Here is a 23,367-nt window from a genome sequence, read left to right on the forward strand (position 1 = left end):
GTTATCGATGTCTTACGCGAACTTTCCTAGGTCTAGGACCGTCTATATCATGGGATCACGAATGGCGGGGAGGAGTACGGTGGATCGCACGAGACGAGAAGAAGTGACCGGTCAGCAGCGACGAAAAGGAAACCAGCCACGCCGCTCGAAAAAACGTTGGGTGACCTTTACTGTCGCATGTTTCTTGTATATCTTCGTGTCTTCGTCGTTGCTCATTTTTCACGGTCCGTTTTCGGCTGTTCGAAATTACGTGATCGACACGTTCGACGAAACGCGGCATGGCTACTTGTTGCGGCCCTTGTCGCTATTCACGGTGTCGAACGCCGCGATTGAGGCTCACGCCTTAGCGAAGAACGGGATGGTGTCCGAGACGACCCCGATTTCCGAGATCGCGACGAGAAACTATACGAATGGCGATGGCGCCATTCACCTATATACGTATCATGGAGAAACATTCACCGCGTACATTATGGTGGTGGACAACCCGAAGCGTATTCGCGTTGCTGTTACGAAATACATTGGTCAAAATGGCGAAACGGTGCAACAGATGGTCAATGATGTAGGCGCGGTTGCCGGCATTAACGGCGGCGCTTTCTCAGACACGAATCAGCAGGGCACAGGTGCGAACCCCCTCGGCATCACCATGCATGACGGAAAGGTGATCACTGGTGCTGGATCGACGGCTAAGTATCCGGAGATCGCGTTTACAAGCGGTGGCCAAATGATCGCGGGAGACTATTCTCTCTCTGAACTTCAGCAAAAGAATGTTCAGGAAGCACTCAGTTTTGGCCCGGTTTTGGTGTTAAATGGCCAGCCGGTACCGGTTCCAGATCAAGGGTATAACCCACGGACGGCGATCGGACAAACAGCCAGTGGTAAGGTGATTTTGATCGTCACCGATGGGCGCGGACAGTACGGCCAACTTGGGGCATCCATGGCGGATATCACGGAACTCATGCTGCAATATCATGCGGTGATTGCGGCCGATCTCGATGGTGGTTCGTCGACGACAATGGTCTACAACGGTCGGCTGGTCAACACCCCGGTTGATTTGACCGGGGCGCGCAGCGTCGCCACGTCGATCGTCGTGATGCCAGAAGTGGGGGGCAGTTCGCAATGACGTCTAGACGCCGACTCGGTCGCTTGTTTCTGGGTGTTGCTGGCTTGGCGACGGTCATAGAAGTCGTGTTTTTTCATCACTTGAACCATCTGTTGAATTCTCAACAAGTCGCCACGGAGCGCGCGATTCAACAACTCGTACGAGTTCGCGGGACACAAATCTTGTCCAACTTGAAAAAGCAGTATCAAGGTGTAACCCAATCGCCAAATGGTCAATATGCGACATATGTCGAGACGGCCGGCAATGGCACGGACGTCGTTCATGTTGTGTCATTGGAAACCGGTAAACAAATCAGCGAGGCGACAGATCTTTATCCGGTTCAATATGTCGAATGGCTCGGTAACGCGGAGGTGTTTGTGGGAGAACAAAGGTCACCTGGCAATTTGGAACTGAACACGTTCTATGTCTCAAACGGCCAACAGGCGGATATCACTGCGGCAAGTGTGCCAGTATTCAGTGGCCTTTCTCCAGATGCGCAAATCACGAAAGTCACCTACAGCACACAGACGAACGACATATTTGTGCTGATTACGTCGAATGGGTCAAGCCAGATTTATCACGTCGGAACGATGGAGGATGTGCAGGCTGTCCCTGTACCTGCGGGTTATGTCAAAAACATTGCGATGACGGAGACAGGCAAGATTCTATATGTTGAAATGAATCAGAATGGCGTATGGAATGTGCTCAAACTGTCCGAAACCAGCGCAACAAGCAGCTACACGCCTGATTTTGAGATGAATGCGCAGCTTGTCAAAGCAAACGCCGCGCTGATCAGCGTGGTCGGAGACACATTATACTATGGAGCCGTAAACAGCAATGGCTTGGTGACAGCGGTATACAGACAATCACAAGGGACAAGCGAGCTCGTCAAACAGCTCACGCATCCGATTCTAGCCAGTCGAATTTCCGTCACCGGCACAGGTGAACTGGTACTCAACCCGTCGGCAGTGACGAACGCCTCCGTATAACCTGCGAGAGGTGGCGTCTCGGGAGGCAAGGAGGAGTCGCAGTGTCCGGTCAGCTCGATTGTAAGCGTATATACGATCCGCCATTAGAGACGGACGGCCTTCGCGTCTTGGTTGACCGGCTATGGCCGCGTGGCGTGCGCAAAGCGGATGCACACATCAGGCACTGGCTCAAAGACGTCGCTCCGTCACCGCAGTTGCGTACGTGGTTCGGACACGATCCCAACCGCTTTGCGGAGTTCGTGAAGTTGTATCGGGAAGAACTAGCCAGCGATGCTTTACACCGACAAGCGGTCGATCAAATCGTCGACTGGCTACAGACCGATTCTGTTACGCTCGTCTATGCCGCTCGCGACACGAGACACAACCATGCTGTTGTGCTTAGAGAATACGTGATAGAGGGCGGTTACCGTGAATGATTCAGGAAAACGCATGTTGGGGAACGGCGCACCATCCGCTACAATGAAATTGCAAGCGTGCCATGATCACGCTTGCCAATTCACATGCTGAGGAGTGGTATGGAACATGGTTGAACGCCCAGGCGCATTTACGTTTATCGATCAGGCGTGCACCTTGATTGGTCCAGAATTGAAGGTTGGAGATGCGGCACCCGACTTTCATGTGATTGCAAATGACCTATCTACCGTAACACTTGCCGACTCGCGCGGTAAGGTTCGCATCATCAGCGTCGTGCCATCTTTGGACACCGGTGTGTGCGATGCACAAACCCGCCGCTTTAATGAAGCTGCCAGTGACCTGGGTGAACACGTGGTCGTTTTGACCATCAGCGCAGATCTGCCGTTTGCCCAAAAGCGCTGGTGCGGTGCGGCTGGCGTCGAAAGGGTTCAGACGCTTTCCGATCATCGTGACATGTCCTTTGGAAGTGCGTACGGTACATACATCAAGGAAGTTCGCCTCGAAAGCCGTGCCGTGTTTGTGGTCGATTCGAGTGACAAGATTGTATACGTCGAATACGTACCGGCTGCCGGACAGCATCCAAATTACGAAGCTGCGCTTCAAGCCGCAAAGGCGGCCAAATAATTCTCAACGCAACGGATGGCATTCCATGGGCTGCGACTGTACGGGCGAGATGTGACGGCATCTTGTCTGTGCAGTTCTTTCTAATTTTATTAGTTAACATAATATATATTATCGGACGTTATAAACATGTAGGAGGGAACCGTTAGGTTCCCATTGTCCGTACGCCGGTAGCCGTCGTGAGACCGCGAATCGCGTTTCTCTCATGTTTATAACGTCCGAGAGCGATCTTTTGCCGTTCCGTATTGCAGAATACCACCGCCGCCTGAACCCAGGCGGCGGCAATCGTCCATTCCAGTGCTTCTGATTCAACGAGTCGTCAAACGTTGAAGGAATCATTCATGTTCAACACAGCATGGTCCGTACATTGCTTCACGAATTGCGAACGCTTGATAAGTTCCTGAAGTATGGATTCATACTCATCTGCATCAAATGGCACGTCGATCATCCGCTTTTGAAACGAAGACAGCATAATTCCGTTCGCCAGAATCAGCCCATTTAGACCTTCCGGGCCATAGGCGATGAGCGGCTCAGACGATCCGCGGACGGCCTTGATGAAGCGGTCCGCAACGACGTGGTGACCAGTCGGCACTTTAACATTGACTGGAATCTCCGTGTACCAATTCTCGACATGAGCAAAACCCTGTTTCGACTCCTCTGAAAACTTGAACATAGATTCGCGGTTTCGATAAAACACAAGCTTGGAATCCTCGTAAACGACCTTACCGTATTCTCCCACGATCTCGAGGCGATTGGTTCCAGGCGATTCGCCGGTCGTGACGATGAAGTGGCCTACCATACCGTGATCGTGCTCGAAGTATGCCGTCACTTCGTCCTCGACCTCGATCTTATGGTATTTGCCGATGTGGGCGAAACCACTGATGCGGCTGGGAAGACCAAACAGCCACTGGTACATGTCGAGATTGTGCGGGCACTGGTTGGTGAGAATGCCGCCGCCTTCCCCAGCCCACGTCGCACGCCAACTTCCGCTGTCGTAGTATGCTTGCGTGCGGAACCAGGTCGTGTTGATCCACGTGACTCGAGTGAGGCGGCCGAGATCGCCGTGATCGAGCAGGTCTTTCAATTTTTGATAGAACGGATACGTACGTTCCTGAAACATGATACCAAATTGCAGGTCGGGCTTTTCGCGTTTTGCCTCCGCATAAGCATCGATCATCTTTTTCGCGTCGTTCACATGAACCGCCAGCGGTTTTTCGCAAAGCACATGAATGCCGCGGGAGAAGGCCTCGATCGCGACAGGGACATGCGCGTAATGAGGCACGGCGATGATGACTGCGTCAAGTCCGCTGTGATCGAACAGATCCACATGGCTGTAGTACGGTGTCGTTCCATAACGGCTGGCAAACGCGTCTGCTTGTTCGCGGACAACGTCGCATACTCCAACAACTTCGACATCATCCATCTTGGATAAGTAGGACATATGTGTCATTCCGATATTTCCGAGGCCCACCAGTCCGACTTTCACGGTATGGGTTCCATTGGCTGCCGTCATGCCCCTCAGCTCTCCTTTTGTTCCATGTTGGCCAAGTAGTTTTGTAGAATTGCAAGATGTTTCGGTAAGGCTGTCTCGGCAGCTTCAATTTCCGGGTGCCATTTTCGCTCCCACTCAATGCAAAGGGTTCCATCGTAGCCATGAGTGACCAGCGTGCAAACGATCTCGCGAACAGGCACGTCACCTTGGTTGAACTCGACCAACTGCCAAGCGTCACCCACCCTGCGGGCATCTTTTAGATGTACGTGGCGTAACGTCCCCTTCAGGTTTTCGAAGGTTTGCGCAACGGTTTCACCCATGCGATATGGATGATGTGTGTCCCACAGCGCGCCGATCATCGGACTTCCGACCTGCAGCACGACATCGCGGACCAAACTCGAGGGGGAAAAGTCGTCATGCGTTTCAAGCAGGACGGCCACACCTAATGCCTCTGCTCGTGGAGCCACCTGTGCCAACGAATCCGCGACATAGGCGATTGCTTGTTCCGCGGAGAGATGACCCGCACGAAAGGTTCCGCCAAATGTGCGTACCATGGGAACCTCGAGGCAAGCTGCCAGATCTATGTACCGCAGCAGTTCCTCGACGTTCCGCCGCCGATCCGCTTCATCGTCCGTTGCAAACTTCGTGGACGCGCCGATCCCGACAATTTCCACCCCACTCTCTTTCGAGAGACGCGTAAGTCGCCCCTGCATGTGGGTATTGAGGGTGGACGGAATGACATCCCCATCCAAGAGGCGAATCTCAACACCGTCGAACCCAAATTGAACGGCCTTCGCAAATACATCTTCCATAGACCACTCGGGACACGCGAGATTGGAATATGCAATTCGCATGGGTATGTTCCTCCTTATTGGCTCAAGGACGACTCGTTTCCCTTCAAACAGAGCGTCCTTCATATGAACATATGCCACATATGGTTGCAAAATTGGGAGCGCTTCCTGAAAGGGTTGAACACCGCACTGAACGAAATTGGCCGGATCGAATACGGCTTGGAAAGAAGGAGATGAGTAAGTGGTGAAAAGATCGAGGCAACGCGCAGGAGAGTCTCCGTATATACCTTTCTCGTTCTCGTGCAACAGTACGATGTTGGTTTGGCGAAATTTCGTCTGCGAATGCAGATAGCGTGATCATGCTGCTCACCCTCACTTCACGGCTGGATTGGACCGACAATCATTTGAGTCATCATCCTTTGACCGCCCCGTGTGCCAATCCTCCGATCATAAGCCGCTGAAAAAATAAGAAGATGACGACGACAGGGATCCCACTGGTGAGATTGGCCGCCATCCATTGTCCCCAAAACACCGTGCCGCCTGATTTAGATCCATTCCAAGAATTCGAGACGGTTGCCAAATGGGTCGTGAAGGTAAAAACGTTTTGCGCCTTCTAACGGTTCATCATCAATGACTTGAACACCTTTTTGGACTAGATATCGTCTGAGTTCATCCAGATGTTCCACACGGAGTGCTGGATGAGCTTTTTTAGCTGGAAGGAAGTTCGTTTGAACACCGATATGAACCTGGTGCCCACCACATTGAAACCATACACCGCCACGCTTTTGTCGGTTTTCTGGCTTGGGGATCGCCGATCATCCTAATAGGTCACCAAAGAGCCTCCGTACCTCAGGCTCGCATCCTTCTGGAGCAGCCAACTGAACATGATCAATGCCAGAGAACGTAAATGCCATATTCATCCCCTTCTTAAAAAACCGCTAGCCTTCATATCCTTTGTTCCAGCCGTGCCACGGTCACCAGTTCCAATACCCGTTGTGCCGTTTCCTCAATGGCGCGATCCGTAACGTCGATCAGCGGGCATCCGAGGTCACGTACGACGGTTTCCGCGTACAACAACTCTTCTTCGATCCGCCGCCTATCCGCATACTGGGCGTGCATGGGCAAGCCCATGTGACGCAGACGTTCACTCCGGATGCGGATCATGTTGTCCACGCGCATGGTAAAACCCACAATGCGGTCTCGAGAAATTTGCCGTAACTCGTCTGGAAGTCGCACTTCCGGTACCAAGGGTAAATTCGCGACACGCAAACCTTTGTGTGCAAGAAAGACACTCACAGGTGTCTTCGATGTGCGAGACACGCCAAGTAAAACGATGTCCGCGTTTAACAATGCTCGCGGATCGCGCCCGTCATCCGCTTTCACCGCAAATTCGATAGCATCCACGCGCCTGAAATATTCGTCGTTGAGCGTATGCAGGAGCCCTGGCTGGCGCTTTGGGTGATCGTGAAACGTATCGATAAATGCCTGCATCATCGGTCCCATGATATCGACGACGCGAACGCCACGGCGAATGCTCTCCACTTTCATCATTTCGCGGAGCTCGGGCTGAACGAGCGTATATGCGATGAAGCCGCCGGACCGTTCAGCGGTTTCGACGACATCCCGAATTTCGTCCTCCGTCCGCAATTGTGCACATCGCACAATTTGCACGCGCCGCATATCAAATTGGTGGATGGCCGCCTGAACGACCGCTTCCGCCGTATCGCCAAGAGAATCGGAACACACATAAATGGTCTGCGCATCGGTACGCCGGGCCTCGCTCATCGCCATGTTGTCCCCCATTCTGCGACCAACCGTGCCAAGGTGGTCTTCGTAATACGCCCCACGACGAGCGGGCGCACATCCTCCCTATCTTGTTTATGTACCACAGGCAGACTATCCACCTTGTATTCGATCATCCGCCTTGCGGCATCGACCACCCGATCTTCTGGCGTCACGGTCTCTATGTTCGGGTAACGCGTCATCACCATGCCAACCGGGAGTGTGGTGGCATTCGCATTGCCCAGTGTGAACTTAAGCATGTCTTTACGCGATACAACACCCTGAAGCCCACCGTCGTCATCGGCCACAATGAGCCCTCCGACGTCTTCCAAAAACATCGTAATCACCGCGTCGTGCACCGTTGTCGTCTCCCTGACAATGACGGGCAACGACTGGACGTCTGCGACGCGCAGGGTGTCCCACGGCGGTTTTTCGGCATCTGGACTCTCTTCGCCGAGAAAGTAGCCGACGCGCGGCTTCGCGTCGAGCTTCCCGAGCATGACGAGCAAGGACAAGTCGGATCGCAAGGTTGGGCGGCTGACACCGAGCATCTCTGCGAGTTGGTCGCCCGTTATCGGCTGGTGCGTTCGCACGAGCCGCAAGATTTGCTGTTGACGAGGTGTGAGTTCGATGTATCTCAGCTCCTCCAACAACGTACGGCCTGGCACACGATCTGCCAGGCCGTCCAAGATGGCCTCTTCGCCACCATTGTACACCATGTCTATCTGTCTTGATGCAAGCAAATTCCTCAAACGTTAGCCGATCCGCTTGCGCTCCAAGGCCGCTTGTGCTGCCGCAATCCGTGCCACCGGGATGCGAAACGGCGAACAACTCACATAGTCGAGTCCAAGTTCCTCACAGAATGCAATCGACGCCGGGTCTCCTCCGTGTTCACCGCAGACGCCCGTCTTCAAATCGGGGCGGCGCGACTTACCCGACTCGACCGCCCATTGTATCAACCGTCCGACCCCGCGCGTGTCCAGCGTTTCAAACGGATTTGAAGAGAGGATATCGCGATCGAAATAAACGTTGAGGAACTTGCCTTCAGCGTCGTCACGACTAAATGCGAATGTCATCTGTGTCAAATCGTTCGTTCCAAACGAGAAAAACGACGCATCTTCCGCAATTTCGTCCGCTGTTAACGCTGCCCGCGGCACCTCGATCATTGTTCCGATCCGAAAATCGACTGCCACGCCAAGCTGCTCCATCACGGCCTGCCCCACCTGCTCCATGCGTTCGCGCAAGAGGCGCAGCTCCTTAGTGGAGCCGATGAGCGGAAGCATGATCTCCAATTCGACATGGATGCCGCTTTTCATGGCTTGTGCCGCAGCGGTTACGATGGCTTCCATCTGCATGTCGTAAATCTCGGGATAGACGATGCCAAGGCGGGAACCGCGCAGCCCCATCATGGGATTCGCTTCGCGCAGATAGCGCGCTTGGCGCAACAGTTGTTCGACTTTGTCGATTTCATTTGTGCTCGCTCCCTGTGTACGCAACTGCTCGAGCCTTGTAGCCAATTCTTCTTCCCGCGGCAAAAACTCATGTAAGGGCGGATCGAGCAGGCGGATCGTGACAGGCAATCCGTCCATGGTGCGGAAAATCTCGGTGAAATCAGCGACTTGCAGCGGCAGCAGTTCGTCCAGCGCAGCCTTCCGCTCACTACTTTGGGTTGCCAGAATCATGCGCTGGACGAGCGGCACCCGAGCAGGTGATAAAAACATATGTTCCGTCCGGCAGAGGCCGATGCCTTCCGCGCCAAATTCGCGCGCACGCCGCGCATCTTCAGGCGTATCGGCATTCGCCCGAACGCGCAGGCGCCGAACTTGGTCGGCGATGGCGAGCAATTCGTTGAGTTCTTGGGCCATTTGCGCTTCGGCGAGCGTCCCCTGGCCGATGAACACCGTGCCGGTGCCGCCGTCGATCGAAACCCAATCGCCTTCCTGAAGCGTCGCCTCGCCGACACACACACTTCGTTGTGCCAACTCGATCCGCAAATCGTCGCAGCCGCAGACAGCGGGCTTGCCGATACCGCGCGCGACGACCGCCGCATGACTGGTCATCCCACCGTGCATCGTCACGACGCCTTCGGCTGCCAGCACACCATGAATGTCCTCGGGCGTCGTCTCCGGCCTCACCAAAATCACCCGCTCCCCGCGCGCTGCCCAATGAACGGCCGTATCGGCATCGAAGACGATCCGCCCAATGGCTGCTCCGGGTGATGCTGGCAGGCCCTTTGTCAGAACCGTCAGCGAAGTGGTCGATTCCAACCGCCTGTACAGCAGTTGCCGCAAATGTTGTGCGTCGACGCGCAGTAAAGCTTCTTGCGGTTGAATGAGTCCTTCGTGCACCATGTCGATCGCGATTTTGACTGCCGCCTGTGCCGTACGCTTGCCATTCCGCGTCTGAAGCACATATAACCTGCCACGCTCGACCGTGAACTCGACATCCTGCATGTCGCGAAACCGAGTTTCCAACTGATGTGCGACCTTGCTCAGAGCGCGGTAAACGCCGGGCATCTTCACTGCCAACTCCGCTATGGGTTGGGGTGTGCGAGTGCCCGCGACAACCTCTTCACCTTGCGCGTTGACAAGAAATTCACCAAATAGCGCGCGTTCGCCAGTGGCAGGGTGGCGCGTGAAGATCACGCCTGTTCCGCTGTCCTCGCCCATATTGCCGAAGACCATCGCTTGCACGTTGACAGCGGTACCAAGATCCTCTGCAATCCCATGCAGCTTGTGGTATACGATCGCACGCTGGCTTCGCCACGAGCGAAACACCGCCTCAATGGCAAGTCGCAATTGCGTGTGCACATCCTGCGGGAACGGTTCACCGACGCGATCGGCATAAACGCGCAAGCATGTGGCGACAACTTCCTTCCAAGCGTCTGCCGACAAATCGAGATCGCGTTTGCAATCATGGCGCGCTTTCGCACTCTGCAACACGTGTTCGAACGGATCGAGTGGTACCTGAAATACTACATTGGCAAACATTTGTACGAGCCGACGATAGGAGTCGTAGGCAAACGCAGGGTTTTGTGATTGATGCGCCAAAGCCCGAACGGTCGAATCGTTCAAGCCAAGATTGAGAATGGTGTCCATCATGCCTGGCATCGACACGGGCGCCCCTGAGCGCACAGAGACCAAGAGGGGTTGAAACGCATCGCCAAACCGCTTGCCCGCCGCTCGTTCGAGGCGAAGCATCGCCATGGAGACGTCGCCGAGTAGAAAGTCCGGCAAGCGTTCGCCTTGTTCCCAAAATGCCTGGCAGGCTTCGGTCGTGATTGTAAAGCCAGGGGGAACGGGCAGTCCCCACTGCACCATCTGCGCGAGATTGGCACCTTTGCCTCCCAGCCTTGCGCGCTCTCCGGGATCAGCCTGATCGAACGCATATACCCAAATGGGATGCGCTTTCTGTTCTTGTGCGGCGACTTCGTCAATTCTCCCCATGACCTGCCCTCCATCTCGTTCAGCATGGAATTCTAAAGTGCATGAATGGTTTGATACTATAGAGATAACACACTTTTAATTATGACGCAATATTTACGATGTATCGTTGATTTTGACAACATTATGATGTCATAATAGAGAACAAAAGTATATCTCGTTTCTTAGGAACATTGTTCTTGTGCTGATGAGTAGTCAAAGCCCGCTGGGGTATAGCGTTCGGGAGGGAAATCGGAGCATGGAGAGAGAATTGGCACTCGAGTTGGTTCGCGTAACGGAGGCCGCGGCGCTCGCATCCTGCGCATGGATTGGGCGTGGCCACAGCGACGGCGCTGACGGAGCTGCTACCACAGCCATCCGGGAGATGTTGAAAACGGTGAATATTCGCGGCGTCGTGGTCATCGGCGAGGGCGAAATGGACGAAGCACCGATGCTTGCCCAAGGCGAAGAGGTGGGAAATGGACAAGGCCCGGCCGTCGACGTCGCCGTCGATCCGATAGAGGGAACCACGATGTTGGCGAAAGCCCTACCCAACGCCATGTCGGTCGCTGCCATCGCACCGCGAGGTCAACTGTTGGCTGCACCCGATATGTATATGGAAAAACTGGCTTGCGGGCCACGCCTTCGCGGCCTTCTTTCGCTCGACGCCCCTTTGTCCGTGACTCTGCAACAAGCCGCACAAGCGCTCGGAAAACCACTTCAAGAACTAACCGTTGCGATACTCGAGCGGGATCGGCATCGCGCACATATCGAACTGGCTCGCCGCCTTGGCGTGCGCGTCAAACTGCTTGCTGGCGGCGATGTGATTGGCGCCATTGCGACGGCGTTGCCGCGAGGCGGCACGGACCTGTATATCGGTTCCGGCGGTGCCCCAGAGGGCGTGCTTGCGGCGGTTGCGCTTCGTTGCCTCGGCGGCGACTTTCAAGGCCGCCTAGTTGTGCAGACACCAAACCAGCGCGAGCGATGCTTGCAGCTGGGCATCGAAGATCCCGCACGAACTTTGTCATTGCACGATCTCGCAGGACGTGATGACGCCATTTTCGCCGCGACTGGCATTACCGATGGCGATTGGCTCAACGGCGTTACGCGCGAAGGCGACTACCTGCACACGCATTCGGTCGTGCTGCGCGCAGGCACTGGCACCATTCGCCATGTGAATGCAACCCATCATCGCCCTCTCCACGTTCGCCTAGCACAATTGGGATGAAATGATCAAACAGCCTGCTTGCGGCCAACCAAGCCCGCCGCAAGCAGACTGCCCTTACTCAATCAACACGACATGTCCTTTGCCAGCAGGTGGATGGCATCCCGCGGTGAGTCATGACATGCCTTAGGCCACGCCTTTTGCCGCTCCGCCGACCAGTGCAAGCGTTTTGCAGCGCCCTCTGCCACAAGCGGTTCGACACCTGCGCTTGCCAACGTCCTTGCTGCTTCATCCATCTCGTGCGCCCGCCGTTGACCGTGCTGCATGTTGCGCTCGACGAGATACCATGCCAGCGAAGAAAGTTCGTGTTGTGGAAAGGATGCGTCAAGGGAAGCCAACATGTCACCGGTGACCCCGTACATCTCCGCGGCGACAAGAGCCTCGATAAACAGGGCCTCAAGACCTTTGAGCACGGTACTGCGGCACATCTTCAAAGCCGCGCTCGAGCCAATCTCCCCGGCCAATACCCGAATGTTGCACCCATATGGGGTAAGCGCTGCCGCAAACGCCTCTGCCCCCGGCCCGTCTGTGACCATTGGTACAAGATGGCGATGTGGTCCAACGGCCGACATCACAGCGACTGAGGCATATAGCGCCTTCGGCTGTGCTTCGTTGACTAATTTGCCGATTTCGCGTTTTACCGCTGGTGAACAGGAATTGAGATCGGCATAAACTTGTCGGGGACTCAGGTAGGGCGCGACCGTGCGTGCCACATCGGCCGCAACGCTTGCGGTTACCATGGACAACACCACATCCGCCTGTGTACAGACGTCTCTAGGACTGTCGACAAGCTGGACACGAGCCGCCCGTGCACGCTCCTCCATCGCGATGCTTCGCATCGCATCATAGGCGATCATATTGGCAAGACCTGTTTCGCTTAGTCCAAGCGCGATGGTCGATGCCGCTTCACCAAAACCGATGAAACCAAGCCGCATGGCTCAGCCCTCCCATTCGGATTGAGAGACCCAGATCACGCCCATCGCTTTTAGCTTTTCGCGCAGTCCGTAAATATCCAGTCCTAATTCGCGACTCTGCAGACGGGTGCGCGTCCTTTCCTCCTTTTCAATCCGTGCCTGTGCCAAGAGAGCAATCTCTGTCGCGCGTTCCTGCGGTACGCACACGACCCCGTCGGCATCCGCTACGATGATATCACCAGGGCGCACCGTGACTCCTGCACAGACGATAGGCACGTTTACGCAACCAGGGGTCGCCTTCACCGTTCCCTGTGCACTGATCGCACGCGACCACACCGGGAACTGTAACGCAGCCAATTCCTCCACGTCCCGCACACCTGCTTCCGTGATGAGCCCGGTGACGCCATGCGCTTTCATCGAAGTGGCGAGCAGTTCGCCAAACATGCCATCTGTCGACGGTGACGTGGTAGTGACGACGACAATGTCCCCCGGTTCGCAGACGTCGAGCGACGCATGAATCATTAAGTTGTCGCCAGGATGGCTTAAAACGGTGACCGCTGCGCCAAACGCTTTTGCGCCAGGATAAATTGGACGCATGTACGGGAACATGAGGCCACTCCGGCCCATGGCCTCGTGTAATGTCGCAACTGAATAGCTTCCAATCTGTTCAACAAGATCTTTGTTCGGTCGTCGGACGTCCGTTACAATGACAGGCTTCATACAAACGCACCTCCGACCGATGGGAAAACGCGTTGATAGGCCTCCGCGTACACGATGTCCTGCCCGGAATTGCGCCCCGCTTGCATGCCACGACGTTTCGCCACGTCGGTGTAGTACATCCACAGATGTTCTTGCGCTTGCATGCATTCCATAGCCTGCCGCTTTTTTTCGAAGACCGAGGTGATATCGAGGAGTAGATCGACGCGAAACTGACACTGTTCCGGTTGATGCGGTTCAAAGGAGTACAATTGCGGTGCACCGATGGGTGGATGCTCCGATGGATATCCGTGCGCCTGTGCCAGAATGCGTGCTTCGCGAACCAGTTCCGCCGTGCGTGGGTGATCGGCGTTGTAGGGATCGACGAATGTGTGTGTCAGAATAATGTTCGGGCGATTTTCGCGAATTTCCTGAACCAAGTCGTTGCGAAGTTCCGGTGTAACATCGATGGGGTAATCGCCCACATCAAAGAACCGGATTTCTGCGCCCAAGATTGCCGCAGCCTGTTCCGCTTCGAAACGGCGCACAGATTTGATGTCCTCCAGACTCTTCCCTTCTTTCCACAGGCGGGCCGACTCGCCGCGCTCGCCAAAGGTCAAACACAGCACCCTCACTTTCCAGCCCTGTGCACTGTGCAGCGCAATGGCACCACCTGACCGCCACACGAAATCTGCTGCATGGGCACTGACGACCAATAACGTTCCGGGTTGTGACATATCCATTGTCCTCCTTCCACGCACTCAAAGCGGGAAAATAAGTGGGAAAGTTTTCTGGCCCTACAATGAAATCAAGCGGGCCGGATTGTCGACGAGCATTTTGCGAACATCCGCTTCAGGAACAGATGCAGCGAGTAGTCTTGCGGCGTAATCCATGAGACCGTCCACGATGCCAGGATTCGTTTTTTGCCCAAGGTCTGTCGATAGCAACGTACGTTCCGGACCCACCGCATGGATTGCATCAAACAGCTGTTTCCAGTCACACTTGCTGGTGTAGAACGTCGTGTAGCAATGCTCGATGACTGCTCCCATCTCAGCAAGACGCACCTGATCTGCGATGGAAAGCGCCTGCGAAGGGAATAAGGCATGCGTGACAATCACGCGATCGACGCCAATTTCGCGAGCTGTTTCGACGACGGCGAAGATCTCATCACGAGCCAAGTGACCAGTGGCGAGTACCATTTTGTATTGGCGGATGAGTTCAAGGCACGCCTTCACATCGTCGCGCACTTGTCCACGTTCATCGAGAACGGAAAGCGACGTGGGCTGGATGCCTTGCGCCCGTACCTCTTCCTGAATGCGCGCCCAGAACGGCAGATGTGCGGCACCGCGTGCCTTTTGCTTCTCTGGGCTTTCATTGCTTGCATCGACGGTCGGCAACCAGACAATGCGTGCACCAGCACGCCCGGCGATATCGACAGCGACCGGGTTGAAACCGCCAACCGTGTGATTCAGCGCGATCGTGCCGATGACGTCGACTCCCGGTACGACGGCGGACACGACTTTGGCTCGCTCAACCGTTGGAAAATAGTGCGACTTTAGTGCAAAACCGCGCCAACCGACGGTGCTAAATTGGTGCGCCAGCGTCACGTCGTCGACGCTGCGCTCCACCAAGTCTGGCCAGACATGAACGTGTAAGTCGTAGGCCCCCGACAACAAGCGGATGATGTGTTCGGACTGGGACATCGGATGAAACCGCCCTTCCTGAGAAATCGAAATGCACTTTTGGCGACAATATTGTAGACAATCCAAGCTGTGACGAAGAACACTTTCGAGGTCAGGGCCCTGACCTCATCTTGCGCAAGGTATCACAAACATGAGACAGGTGCTTGCGCATCGCGTGCTCGGCGGCGTCCGCATCCCGCCCGGCAATGGCCTGCACAATGGCGGCGTGCTCCAAGAACGAGGGATGCGATCGGCCAGGGGCGAGAATGGTTCGATACTGGTAACGGACGTTTTGTGAGTTGAGCGTATCGAGCAGTCTGCGAGCGGTGGTATGGCGGGACATCTCGGCAATTGATCGATGCAACCTGGCATTGCCTTCGGAATAGGAAACGAGATCTCCCTCTTCGAATTTTTCGCGCATCCAGCCCAAGAGCTCCTCCATTTTGGCAATCTCCTCATCGGTTGCACGCTCTGCCGCATAGCGGGCGATGATGCATTCCAACGCCATGCGTACCTCCAATATCTCGACTGCTTCTTCGTGGGACACGTGGCGCACGCGGGCGCCGCGATAGCGCTCGCGCTCAACCAGTCCCTCTTGTTCTAATCGCGCCAGCACCGTTCGCACCGTTGCCCGGCTTGCTCCAAGCCAACGTGCCAGATCCATTTCCACCAGTCGCTGCGCGGGCATGAGCGTGCCGTCGATAATGGCAGTCCGCAACTTTCGATAGCATTCATCTTCTGTGTACCCCTGGCTCTGCATCTCCAAGAGCCGGCACCGCCTTTCCGACAACTTCTGCTTTTATGCACAGTTATACCACAGGCGTGCCATAGTGATGAAAGCTTTCCACGGTCTTGTTCCCCCAAGCCTGGCCACGTGCACGCTCTTCCTCTGTCCATGTGATGGGCTCCCAGTCAGGCGCAAGTACGAGATAACCGCCGGAGCAGATTTCGATCCGGTTCCCCCCGGGCTCATACACATATACAAAGTACGTCTGATTGATTGCGTGCTTGCTCGGAGCGAACTCGATAAAGACACCAGCGTCGACAAAGAGATCCGCCGCGCGCCAGATGGCCTCGTTGGTATCGACACGAAAGGCAATGTGGTGCAAGCGGCCGCGTGCCCCTGTGGCGTCTTGGGTGTAGACGAGATCGTATGATTTATTGGTACAACGGTACCACACGCCAGGACGACGCCCGTTGTTCAGTTGAATTTGCTCCGTTAAGCGCAGCCCTAGACACTTCTCGACAAAATCGCCGTCTGCTTCGGCATGCGAGGATAAATAGTTTACATGGTCCATCGTCTTGACACCGACGCCGCGAGCTGTAAATTTCTGCGGCTGATTCTTAAGCGTTGGACGCAGATTTTCCGGTGGTCGGTAGTATTCTGTTTCATAATAGATCTCCATCAGGTGGCCGTCCGGCCCCTGGAATTGATATCCACGTCCATGGCCGACATCGCCATCGTGCCATCGGCCGTCCACTCCTGCCTCCGTAATTGCCTGGACACGTCGTTCTAAAGCGGCCTCGCTTACGGTTCGAAGTGCCGTATGGCCGACACCCGCCCGTTCAGACTCCGTCAGTTTGACCGAATAGCGTTCATAGTCTCCAAAGCAACGCAAATAGACAGATTGCCCTTGCCGTGCGACTTCCTCCATACCTAAGATCTCACGGAAGAACCAGAGGCTTTCATCTGGCTTCGGAGTCAGTAGTTCAACGTGACCCACATGCGCAACATCGAAGCACAAGCCGTTTGTCACACCGTTTCACCATCCTGTCGCAGACCTCCGCCGTCTGCAAGGATTCAACATCCCTACAGTTGCTACTCAATATTGTATGACAAAGATGTATACAACATGATTCTGCACTTGCAAACGCCGTTTGTCAACGCTTTCACCTGTATCTCGCAAGCAACGTCATAAAATAGGCGACTGTCAGTTACATGGACAGTCGCCTATCTTACAAGTCATGCATTTGTCAGACCAAGCCAATCTCTGACTGACGCCTCTTCGGATGTGACGGGCGGCCAAGCCTTCAAATCAAATGGATAGTCCGATCCGGGCAAAACCCGTTCTTTTCCCGCAGTGCTGCAAAGCAGTTGCAACGCCTCAGGCGACCACAACACACTGTCATACCAAAATCGCCGTATGTAGGCAGCCGGCTCGTCGTCCAGGCGCGCCTTCACCTGTGGCCAAACCTCATATCCTTTGTTCAGGCGCCCAAGTTGATACGGCAGAAAACCGCCGCCATGCGCAAGCAAGATGCGTGCATGCGGATATCGATCAAGATTGCCGCTTAGAATCAAATCGAGGGCACAAATCGTCGTTTCCCACGGAACGCCAATCAGATTGGGCATCATCAGCTTTTGAATCCGCTTATCGGTATTTAACAGCGGGTGAATGAAGACGATAGCACCTAAACGGTCGGCAGTGGCCCACAATGTCGCGAAGCGCTCATCACTCAAAGCAACGTCGCCGACTCCCGGGCCAATTATGGCGCCTTTCAGTCCTTGTGCCATGGCCCGTTCCAGTTGGTCGCAAGCTGCGTCCGGATCGTTTAACGAGAGCGTCGCCAAAGCCGATAGACGATCGCGATGGGCATCCACAAGGCGTACCAAAGCTTCGTTGTAGATCGCGGCAAGCTCGTTCGTCATGTCCGGCTCCGCTTCATAGAGGAACAACTGCGGAACCGGTGAGACAAGTGTATGTTCAATACCGCTTGCAGCCTGATCTGCAAGATACACATCGAGATCGTAAAATGCTCGTTTGAGCTCGAATGACCACTTGCCGCCAACCGTCAGAAACGGTTCTTTGTCAGGTGCTTTTTGTTCCCACACCGCCTCGATGGCTCCATTGGTCTTTAACCAGTCCAGGACCTCCGGCGGTATCCAATGCGAATGCACATCATACATGCTGTATCCTCCTCCAGAAGCCGTGTTCAGGACGAGGAATCGGCCTTTGAAACGCCGCCAACCGCCCAGTTTGCTTTTGGCATTTCGTAGAGCAACACACGCACCGCATCCGGCTGAACGCCGAGCGTACGCACGACGGCGTCCGTCACTTCCTGGATAAGTGCTCGCTTGGTGTCGGCGGATCGACCCTCCAGAATGCTCATCTGCACTAACGGCATGTCACAAGCCCCTTTCGTAAAGCACATACCCGTAAGGGGGCAAAATGAGCCCCCGAGAGTTGGAGAATTCATTGACCGACAGACAGTTCGATCTCGCCCATTCCTTCAAAGGAGACAGAGATCTGATCTCTGTCGTGAATGTAAATCGCTTCTGTAATGCCTCCTGTCAAGACGACCATACCAGGTTCCACGGCTTTTCCTATCCGACTTAACATCCGTACCTGTTCCACAACGGATCGCACCGGGTGACCGAGAACTGCGGCACCCGCACCGGTTTGCACGACTTCACCGTTACGCCGCATGACGACACCAACTTGGTCAAGTGCAATTTGGTAGGGCGCATAGGCCTGTTCGGCAAGATAAAACTTCGCGCTCGAGGCATTGTCGGCCACGACGTCGACGAGCGTGAAGGAAAAGTTTTTGTAACGGCTGTCGATGATTTCGACAGCAGGAACCACACATTCGGTCGCAAGCCAGACGTCTCGCGGCAAAATCCTGTCTCCTTCGAGACGATGCTTGAAAATGAACGCAAGTTCCGGCTCTACGCGCGGATGAATCAGCCCTGTTAGAGACACGTGAGGTTCATAGAGCTCCATCCCATCAAGCAGATGCCCAAAAATGGGCTCTTCGACACCAACCGATCGCTGCTTTGCCTTGCTCGTCAATCCCATCTTCCAACCGACGAGTTTTTGGCCAGCGTTCATGTATTGGCTCATGCAAATCTGTTGAATTTCATATGCATCGTCGACAGACAGCCCATCGTAACGAACTGTCAACTTTTCTAATTCGGTAGCGGATATTTGGTGTCGGTATAACTCGTCCGCAATCGCCTGTAGATTCATGGTTCCATCCTCCTAGGACTTGCCGCACAAAGCTCATGCCTGTCGATGTGCAATTTCATACGCGACGTCGACAATCATGTCTTCCTGGCCACCCACTACGCGTCGGTTACCGAGTTCTACCAGGACGTCGCGAACATCGACGGAAAATAGTTTGGCCGCGTGCTGTGCATGCAACAGGAAGCTCGAATAGACCCCTGCGTAACCAAGCGTGAGCGCTGTGCGGTCCGTGATGATGGGCCGATGCATGCGCGGGCGTACAACGTCTTCCGCGGCGTCCATGGCCGGATAAAGCGAAACACCCGTATCGATACCGCACTTCTCGCATGCCGCGACAAACACCTCGAGCGGCGTGTTGCCAGCACCTGCACCCAATCCGCCGAGGCTTGCATCGATGCGATACGCCCCTTCCTCGACCGCCGCGATAGAGTTGGCAACGGAGACGCCGAGATTGTTATGGGCGTGGAATCCCACTTGCACTTCGTCCGGCAGTGCGCTGCGCAGTGCAGACACCTTGCGGCGCACTTCGTCCATCAGCATGGCGCCGGCGGAGTCGACGATGTAGACAGCGTGCGCCCCATACGTCGCCATTTTTCTCGCTTCCTCCACCAGCCTATCCACGTCGGTCATGTGAGACATCATGAGAAATCCAACCACGTCCAGGCCCAACTTGCGTCCCTCTTCGATATGTTGCGCCGAGATGTCCGCCTCGGTCGAATGCGTCGCCACCCGCACGCCGCGAATGCCGTACTCGACCGCGTGCTTCAAGTCCTCCACGGTGCCGATGCCAGGCAACAGGAGCGCAACGACTTTCGCGTTCTGCACTGACGAGCAAACAGCCTGGAGGTAATCTGCTTCCTCTTCCTTCGCAAAGCCGTACTGCACAGAACTTCCGCCCAAACCGTCGCCATGGGCCGCTTCAATCAGGGCAACGCCCGTGCCGTCGAGCGCCGACGCAATTGCGCGGGCATCCTCGACGCTGAACTGGTGGCGCACGGCATGCATCCCGTCGCGGAGGGTGACGTCTGTCACTTCAATCCGATATTTGTACGCCATGTCTGTTCCTCCTCACTGGCTGACCGCAGCGCGATGTTTGGCATACTCTTCGGCAAATTTGACCGCGGCTGCTGTCATGATGTCGAGATTGCCCGCATAAACCGGCAGGTAATCGCCGAGTCCTTCCACTTCAATCGAAATGCTCACCAGATTGTCGCGGAAAATAGGCTCCCGGTTGAGGCGATAGCCTGGCACGTAGGTTTGCACGTGCTGCACCATCTCGTGGATGGAGGCAAGCACTTTGTCTTTCACGTCGTCCGCCGTTTCGTCCATCAAACAGTAGATGGTGTCGCGCATTAAAATCGGTGGCTCGGCCGGGTTGAGAATAATGATGGCCTTGCCTCGGCGAGCCCCGCCAATCGTCTCAATGGCACGCGAGGTCGTCTCCGTGAATTCGTCGATGTTGGCGCGCGTCCCTGGACCGGCGCTTTTGCTTGAAATCGTCGCCACGATTTCAGCATACGAAACGCCGACGACGCGGCTGACCGCATGCACAATCGGAACGGTCGCCTGGCCTCCGCAGGTCACCATGTTCACGTTCGGCGAATCCAGGTGCTCTTGCAGATTGACCGCCGCGATCACGTATGGTCCGCGTGCGGCTGGCGTCAGGTCGATGGCCTGAATACCCGCTTCTCGCAATAACTTGGCATGGCGCACATGCGCCTTCGCACTTGTCGCGTCAAACACGACGTCCGGACGTATGCCCGCGTTCAGGATGGCAGCCAGGCCTTCCGCTGACACTTCCAGACCGGCGTGTTTGGCGCGGCGCAACCCGTCGGATTCCGGATCAATCCCGATCATCCAACGCGGTTCAATCCATTCGCTGCGCTGTAATTTGATCATCAAGTCGGTACCAATATTGCCCGATCCGACAATGGCAGCCGCAAGTTTTGGCATACCTGGTCACCCCCATAGAAAATAAGAAGCCGATCACTTCGCCATCGTCAGTTCAACCCGGCCGAGGCGACCGAACGAAAGGAGAATGTGATCGCCTGCGCACACCGGCACCGCGGCACTAACAGCACCTGACAGCACGATGTCGCCTGCGCGCAGGGTTGTACCAAGGGAAGACAGCCTATTCGCGAGCCACGCCACAGCCGCCGCCGGATGGCCCATGACCGCAGCGCCTGCGCCTGTCTCCGCGACCTCGCCGTTGATTTTGAGCACGGCACCACACGTCGTCAGATTCGCTTGACCTATCGGCGTCGGCTCGTCTCCGAGGACGAAGCAGCCAGCGGACGCATTGTCCGCAATCGTGTCAGCAAGCCGGATTTGCCAATCGGCAATGCGGCTATCAATCACTTCAATCGCCGGTACGACCGCACGCGTCGCGCGTAGGACGGCGTAGACGTCCACGTTCGGACCGGGCAGATCTTCCGCGAGTAAAAACGCCAGTTCGGGTTCCACCTTTGGTTGTATCAGCGGGAAGTCGACGACATCTCCGGATTGATACTGCATCGATGCGAATAAGTGGCCAAAATCCGGCTCGCTAACGCCAAGCATCTGCTGCATCGGCTTACTCGTAAGGCCAATTTTGTGGCCGACGATCCGGTCACCCGCTTGTCGCTTAGTCTCGACGTTCATCAACTGCACTTGGTACGCCGTCTCCATCGACATGTCCGGAAACCGCTCCGTCAGCGGCGGAATCGCGCGCAATGCGCGCTCCGCCGCAGAAAGTTCTGCCGCCAAATCCTGCACTCGATATTCCGCCATCTCCATCACCTCATCACAGCTTGATGCAGACGTTTTTCAGCTCGGAGAAGAACTCGAAGCTGTGCACGCCGCCCTCACGGCCGATGCCGCTCTGTTTCATGCCGCCAAACGGAGTGCGCAAATCGCGCAGGAACCACGTGTTCACCCAGATGATTCCGGCCTCGATCTCGCCGGCAACACGGTGAGCGCGCTTTAGGTTCGATGTCCAGATGGTCGCCGCCAATCCATAGCTCGTATCGTTCGCTGCAGCAATCACCTCTTCTTCAGTGTCAAACGGCTGGATGGTGACGACCGGGCCAAACACCTCCTGACGGGTGATCTCGCAGGAAGCATCGACGTCAACAATAATGGTCGGCTCAAAGAACGCGCCCTTCGTCAGATGTTCTGGACGTTTGCCACCAATGAGCACGCGCCCCCCCTGCTCGATTGCGCGCTGCACAAAACCTTCGACGCGTTCCAGGTGTTCTTGGGAGATGAGAGCACCGACGTTCGTGTTCGGATCAAGCGGATCGCCCACGACCAATTGCGACGTCTTCTCGACAAGACCCGCGACAAACTTGTCATAAAGCGGGCGCTCCACGTAAATCCGCGATCCGCAGAGACAGACTTCGCCTTGATTGACAAAGCTCGAGCGGATGGTCGTCGTCAGGGCGTCTTCGAGATCGCAATCGGCAAACACGATGTTCGGATTCTTGCCGCCTAGTTCCAACGATAGCCGCTTGAGCGACGAGGAGGCAGCCTTCATCACAGCCTTACCCGTCGTCGTCTCGCCCGTCAGAGAGATGAGATCGACATCTGGGTGCTCGGTCAACGCCGAGCCGGCCGCGTCCGGGCCAAAGCCGTGTACGACGTTGACAACGCCGTCGGGCACGCCCGCTTTTTGGCAAATTTCAGCCAGCTTGGTCGCCGTCATCGGCGTCAGTTCAGCTGGCTTGATGACACATGTGTCTCCAGCCGCCAAGCACGGCGCCACTTTCCACGTCAGCAGAAACAGCGGCAGGTTCCACGGCGAGATCAAGCCTGCAACGCCGACCGGCCGGCGCAGGGCATAGTTCAGTGCCACGCCCTCCATTTCGAATGTCTCGGTGCTCATACCCTTGACGAAGTCGGCAAAGAACCGGAAGTTGTAGGCTGAACGTGGAATGTCGAGGCTTTTAGCCAAAGATAACGGCTTCCCGGTATCCATGGTCTCGAGCAGTGCAAGCTCTTCCAAATTTTCTTCAATCAAATTTGCAATACGGTGCATGATGGCAGCTCGCTCAGCGGCAGGCGTCTTCCCCCATGTCTTGAATGCCCGCCGCGCGGCGGCGACAGCGCGATCAATTTCGGCTCTTCCGCCCTCAGCGACCACACCAATCTTGTCGCCAGTTGCTGGATTGATATTGTCAAACGTGCGGCCGTTCTCAGACGCACAGAACTTGCCATCGATAAAATGCAATACGTTTTCCATCGCTTCTCCCTCACCTGTACCCTCGTTGTGGTAGTCTAGATAGCGTTCGGCCATCG

23 protein-coding genes and 1 pseudogene are annotated in these 23,367 nt (G+C 55.6%); 5 read left to right on the forward strand and 19 right to left on the reverse strand.

All coding sequences use genetic code 11. The features are described from left to right. Nucleotides 1–79: 79 nt before the first annotated feature. The 4 genes from C7445_RS03110 (at nt 80) to tpx (ending at nt 3,126) form a co-directional block, all read left to right on the forward strand. The gene (locus tag C7445_RS03110) at nt 80–1,120 is read left to right on the forward strand and encodes a phosphodiester glycosidase family protein (protein WP_134158575.1); all 1,041 of its coding nucleotides are present in this window, start codon (nt 80–82) and stop codon (nt 1,118–1,120) included. Further along, nucleotides 1,117–2,088, forward strand: coding sequence for a hypothetical protein (locus C7445_RS03115; RefSeq protein WP_134158576.1), 972 nt, complete (start codon nt 1,117–1,119; stop codon nt 2,086–2,088). The genes C7445_RS03110 and C7445_RS03115 overlap by 4 nt, the downstream gene beginning before the upstream one ends. Before the next feature lie 41 nt (nt 2,089–2,129). Further along, entirely contained in the window at nt 2,130–2,504 is a 375-nt protein-coding gene (locus tag C7445_RS03120; protein ID WP_134158577.1) for a DUF488 domain-containing protein, read from the forward strand. A 106-nt stretch (nt 2,505–2,610) separates the two neighbouring features. Next, nucleotides 2,611–3,126, forward strand: a complete 516-nt coding sequence (gene tpx, locus C7445_RS03125) for a thiol peroxidase (protein WP_134158578.1) — start codon at nt 2,611–2,613, stop codon at nt 3,124–3,126. A gap of 316 nt (nt 3,127–3,442) precedes the next feature. Here tpx and C7445_RS03130 read toward each other — a convergent pair whose 3' ends face one another. From C7445_RS03130 to ppdK, 6 genes and pseudogenes are all read right to left on the reverse strand, one after another. Next, nucleotides 3,443–4,636 carry a Gfo/Idh/MocA family protein gene (locus tag C7445_RS03130; protein ID WP_134158579.1) on the reverse strand — a complete coding sequence of 398 codons (1,194 nt, stop codon included), beginning with the start codon at nt 4,634–4,636 and terminating at the stop codon, nt 3,443–3,445. Between the two features lie 5 nt (nt 4,637–4,641). Then, nucleotides 4,642–5,469, reverse strand: coding sequence for a sugar phosphate isomerase/epimerase family protein (locus C7445_RS03135; protein WP_166668962.1), 828 nt, complete (start codon nt 5,467–5,469; stop codon nt 4,642–4,644). A 482-nt stretch (nt 5,470–5,951) separates the two neighbouring features. Beyond that, nucleotides 5,952–6,320, reverse strand: a pseudogene (locus tag C7445_RS14815) (VOC family protein). Between the two features lie 31 nt (nt 6,321–6,351). Further along, nucleotides 6,352–7,191 (reverse strand): pyruvate, water dikinase regulatory protein, encoded by an 840-nt coding sequence (locus C7445_RS03145; protein ID WP_243834916.1) that lies wholly within the window; start codon nt 7,189–7,191, stop codon nt 6,352–6,354. Further along, on the reverse strand, nt 7,188–7,907 hold the full coding sequence (locus C7445_RS03150) for a helix-turn-helix transcriptional regulator (protein WP_243834909.1): 720 nt from the start codon (nt 7,905–7,907) through the stop codon (nt 7,188–7,190). The genes C7445_RS03145 and C7445_RS03150 overlap by 4 nt, the downstream gene beginning before the upstream one ends. A gap of 36 nt (nt 7,908–7,943) precedes the next feature. Further along, nucleotides 7,944–10,634 carry a pyruvate, phosphate dikinase gene (ppdK, locus tag C7445_RS03155; RefSeq protein ID WP_134158582.1) on the reverse strand — a complete coding sequence of 897 codons (2,691 nt, stop codon included), beginning with the start codon at nt 10,632–10,634 and terminating at the stop codon, nt 7,944–7,946. Nucleotides 10,635–10,869: 235 nt separating this feature from the next. Here ppdK and glpX point away from each other — a divergent pair, with 235 nt between their 5' ends. After that, complete coding sequence (gene glpX / locus C7445_RS03160) at nt 10,870–11,838, forward strand: class II fructose-bisphosphatase (protein ID WP_134158583.1); 969 nt, start codon at nt 10,870–10,872, stop codon at nt 11,836–11,838. 62 nt (nt 11,839–11,900) lie between these two features. Here the strand turns inward: glpX and C7445_RS03165 are convergent, their stop codons facing one another. From C7445_RS03165 to C7445_RS03225, 13 genes are all read right to left on the reverse strand, one after another. After that, the gene (locus tag C7445_RS03165; RefSeq protein WP_134158584.1) at nt 11,901–12,770 is read right to left on the reverse strand and encodes an NAD(P)-dependent oxidoreductase; all 870 of its coding nucleotides are present in this window, start codon (nt 12,768–12,770) and stop codon (nt 11,901–11,903) included. A 3-nt stretch (nt 12,771–12,773) separates the two neighbouring features. Next, nucleotides 12,774–13,469 (reverse strand): 4-carboxy-4-hydroxy-2-oxoadipate aldolase/oxaloacetate decarboxylase, encoded by a 696-nt coding sequence (locus tag C7445_RS03170; protein ID WP_134158585.1) that lies wholly within the window; start codon nt 13,467–13,469, stop codon nt 12,774–12,776. Beyond that, nucleotides 13,466–14,182, reverse strand: a complete 717-nt coding sequence (locus tag C7445_RS03175; RefSeq protein WP_134158586.1) for a PIG-L deacetylase family protein — start codon at nt 14,180–14,182, stop codon at nt 13,466–13,468. The genes C7445_RS03170 and C7445_RS03175 overlap by 4 nt, the downstream gene beginning before the upstream one ends. Before the next feature lie 60 nt (nt 14,183–14,242). After that, on the reverse strand, nt 14,243–15,148 hold the full coding sequence (locus C7445_RS03180) for a DUF6282 family protein (protein ID WP_134158587.1): 906 nt from the start codon (nt 15,146–15,148) through the stop codon (nt 14,243–14,245). Between the two features lie 91 nt (nt 15,149–15,239). Then, nucleotides 15,240–15,887: a GntR family transcriptional regulator gene (locus C7445_RS03185; RefSeq protein ID WP_243834917.1), complete on the reverse strand. Its 648-nt coding sequence runs from the start codon at nt 15,885–15,887 to the stop codon at nt 15,240–15,242. 49 nt (nt 15,888–15,936) lie between these two features. Next, a complete protein-coding gene (locus tag C7445_RS03190) occupies nt 15,937–16,884 on the reverse strand; it encodes a catechol 2,3-dioxygenase (protein ID WP_134158589.1) in 948 nt (315 codons plus the stop codon). A 206-nt stretch (nt 16,885–17,090) separates the two neighbouring features. Continuing rightward, entirely contained in the window at nt 17,091–18,035 is a 945-nt protein-coding gene (locus tag C7445_RS03195) for an amidohydrolase family protein (protein ID WP_134158590.1), read from the reverse strand. A 26-nt stretch (nt 18,036–18,061) separates the two neighbouring features. Beyond that, entirely contained in the window at nt 18,062–18,253 is a 192-nt protein-coding gene (locus C7445_RS03200; RefSeq protein WP_166668963.1) for a 2-hydroxymuconate tautomerase, read from the reverse strand. A 68-nt stretch (nt 18,254–18,321) separates the two neighbouring features. Then, on the reverse strand, nt 18,322–19,095 hold the full coding sequence (locus tag C7445_RS03205) for a 2-keto-4-pentenoate hydratase (protein ID WP_134158591.1): 774 nt from the start codon (nt 19,093–19,095) through the stop codon (nt 18,322–18,324). A gap of 33 nt (nt 19,096–19,128) precedes the next feature. After that, nucleotides 19,129–20,148, reverse strand: a complete 1,020-nt coding sequence (dmpG, locus tag C7445_RS03210; RefSeq protein ID WP_134158592.1) for a 4-hydroxy-2-oxovalerate aldolase — start codon at nt 20,146–20,148, stop codon at nt 19,129–19,131. 12 nt (nt 20,149–20,160) lie between these two features. Continuing rightward, nucleotides 20,161–21,045, reverse strand: a complete 885-nt coding sequence (locus C7445_RS03215; RefSeq protein WP_134158593.1) for an acetaldehyde dehydrogenase (acetylating) — start codon at nt 21,043–21,045, stop codon at nt 20,161–20,163. Between the two features lie 33 nt (nt 21,046–21,078). After that, nucleotides 21,079–21,861, reverse strand: coding sequence for a 2-keto-4-pentenoate hydratase (locus tag C7445_RS03220; RefSeq protein WP_134158594.1), 783 nt, complete (start codon nt 21,859–21,861; stop codon nt 21,079–21,081). Between the two features lie 13 nt (nt 21,862–21,874). Beyond that, the gene (locus tag C7445_RS03225) at nt 21,875–23,311 is read right to left on the reverse strand and encodes an aldehyde dehydrogenase (RefSeq protein ID WP_134158595.1); all 1,437 of its coding nucleotides are present in this window, start codon (nt 23,309–23,311) and stop codon (nt 21,875–21,877) included. Between the last annotated feature and the right edge of the window lie 56 nt (nt 23,312–23,367).

Source organism: Alicyclobacillus sacchari, from assembly GCF_004366795.1.
Lineage (GTDB): Bacteria > Bacillota > Bacilli > Alicyclobacillales > Alicyclobacillaceae > Alicyclobacillus > Alicyclobacillus sacchari.